The organism is Pauljensenia sp. UMB3104 (assembly GCF_030217285.1).
Classification (GTDB): domain Bacteria; phylum Actinomycetota; class Actinomycetes; order Actinomycetales; family Actinomycetaceae; genus Pauljensenia.
The window spans coordinates 1-2,690 of the sequence record NZ_JASONN010000045.1 but is presented as its reverse complement, the minus strand read 5'-3'; the positions used below and the strand labels follow the sequence as shown (position 1 = coordinate 2,690).

2 rRNA genes are annotated in these 2,690 nt (G+C 55.8%); both read left to right on the top strand.

What is annotated here, in order from left to right:
- Nucleotides 1-282: ribosomal RNA gene (locus QP415_RS10650) — 16S ribosomal RNA — on the top strand; the annotation flags it as partial.
- Between the two features lie 326 nt (nt 283-608).
- A 23S ribosomal RNA gene (locus QP415_RS10645) occupies nt 609-2,690 on the top strand; the annotation flags it as partial.

Genomic DNA, 2,690 nt, shown 5'->3' with positions numbered 1-2,690 from the left:
GTGAGGTGGAGCGAATCCCTTAAAGCCAGTCTCAGTTCGGATTGGGGTCTGCAACTCGACCCCATGAAGGTGGAGTCGCTAGTAATCGCAGATCAGCAACGCTGCGGTGAATACGTTCTCGGGCCTTGTACACACCGCCCGTCACGTCACGAAAGTTGGTAACACCCGAAGCCCATGGCCTAACCGTTTTTGCGGGGGGAGTGGTCGAAGGTGGGATTGGCGATTGGGACGAAGTCGTAACAAGGTAGCCGTACCGGAAGGTGCGGCTGGATCACCTCCTTTCTAGGGAGCCCAGTTTTGTGGGGAACAGTTCGGCATGGCCTGTTGGGTTGTGTTGGGTTGTTTTCTTGTGCCTGCATGTGTACGCCACCTGATGTGGGTGGTGGGTGTGGGTGCGTTTTTGGGTTGGGCATAAAAAGTTTTTAGCAGATGAGCACACTGTCGGGTTCACGTTCAACACCGTGTGAGCGTCCGCCGCTTGTTGTGGTGGTTGCCTGCATGCCCGGCCTGGATCGTTTGTGGTTTGGGTGTCTGGGTGTGTGTGGTGGGTTGTTTGTGATTTGTATAGTGGTTGCGAGCATATTTGTTCTGTACTGTTTTTTGTGTTTTGTTTAGTTTTATTGGGCATTCGGTGGATGCCTTGGCATCAAGAGCTGATGAAGGACGTTGCGGCCTGCGATATGCCTCGGGGAGCTGGCGAGCGAGCGTTATTATCCGAGGGTGTCCGAATGGGGGAACCTAACCTGGGTTGTGCTGGGTTACCATCATCTGAACGTGTATAGGGTGGTGGGGGGAACGCGGGGAAGTGAAACATCTCAGTACCCGCAGGAAAAGATATTCCGTGAGTAGTGGCGAGCGAAAGCGGAGGAGGCTAAACCAGATGCGTGTGAGAGGCGGCGGCCGTTGCGTGTTTGGTGTTGTGGGGCCACATCGGATCCTTCTGCCGGGGGGTCGCGCGTGTTGTTGCTGGGAGTTGAACAGTCTGGGATGGCTGACCGTAGAGCGTGAGAGTCGTGTAAGCGGACCGGTGGCAGGGCGTGTGGGTGTGGTGCCCGAGTAGCGCGGGACTCGTGAAATCTCGTGTGAATCTGCCAAGACCACTTGGTAAGCCTAAATACTACTTGATGACCGATAGTGCATAGTACCGTGAGGGAATGGTGAAAAGTACCCCGGGAGGGGAGTGAAATAGTACCTGAAACCGTGTGCCTGTAAGCCGTCAGAGCCTTGTGGGGTGATGGCGTGCCTTTTGAAGAATGAGCCTGCGAGTTAGTGATACGTGGCGTGCTTAACCCGTGTGGGGTATGCGTAGCGAAAGCGAGTCTGAAAGATGGCGTTTGTCGCGTGTTCTAGACCCGAAGCGGGGTGATCTACCCATGGTCAGGTTGAAGCAGAGGTAAGACTGTGTGGAGGACCGAACCCACCAGGGTTGAAAACCTGGGGGATGAACTGTGGGTAGGGGTGAAAGGCCAATCAAACTCCGTGATAGCTGGTTCTCCCCGAAATGCATTTAGGTGCAGCGTCGCGTGGTCCCTGGTGGAGGTAGAGCTACTGGATGGCCGATGGGCCCTGTGGGTTACTGACGTCAGCCAAACTCCGAATGCCATTAGGTGTAGCGTGGCAGTGAGACTGCGGGGGATAAGCTTCGTAGTCGAGAGGGAAACAGCCCAGATCATCAGCTAAGGCCCCTAAGCGTACGCTAAGTGGGAAAGGATGTGGAGTCGCGGTGACAACCAGGAGGTTGGCTTAGAAGCAGCCATCCTTGAAAGAGTGCGTAATAGCTCACTGGTCAAGTGGTTCTGCGCCGACAATGTAGCGGGGCTCAAGCGTACCGCCGAAGCTGTGGCAACAACACGCGATGCTGGCGCCAGGAACTGGAGTGCTGGTGTGTTGTTGGGTAGGGGAGCGTCCTGCACGAGGTGAAGCCTGGAGGGAACTTCTGGTGGATTGTGTGGGAGTGAGAATGCAGGCATGAGTAACGAATCTGCGGTGAGAATCCGCAGCGCCGATTGACTAAGGGTTCCAGGGCTAGGTTTATCCGCCCTGGGTTAGTCGGGTCCTAAGGCGAGGCCGACAGGCGTAGTCGATGGACAACCAGTTGATATTCTGGTACCGCGTTATGACCGCCCATGCTGAAGTCATTGTGCTAACCAATCTGCTCACGCCGCCACTAAGCCTTCGGGTTTGTTGGTGTGTGTGGGTCTTGGGGCCCCGGTGATTGTAGGCAAGCGTGTTAACAGGGGTGACGCAGACAGGTAGCTGCAGTGCGCCGATGGTTGTGCGTATTTAAGGTTGTGGCCCGTTCCTCAGGTAAATCCGGGGGGCATGAAGGGTGAGAACTGATGAGGGACACACGCGTGTGTGGACTTGTGGTGATCCTATGCTGCCGAGAAAAGCCTCGACGTGAGGGCATAACGCGCCCGTACCCTAAACCGACTCAGGTGGTCAGGTAGAGTATACCGAGGCGTTCGAGTGAATCGTGGTTAAGGAACTCGGCAAAATTCCTCCGTAACTTCGGGATAAGGAGGACCCCGTGACTTCCCCGCGCCTTGCGCGCGGTGTGGGGTTGTGGGGTCGCAGAGAATAGGGAGAAGCGACTGTTTATCAAAAACACAGGTGCGTGCGAAGCCGTAAGGCGATGTATACGCACTGACGCCTGCCCGGTGCTGGAAGGTTAAGAGGAACCGTCAACA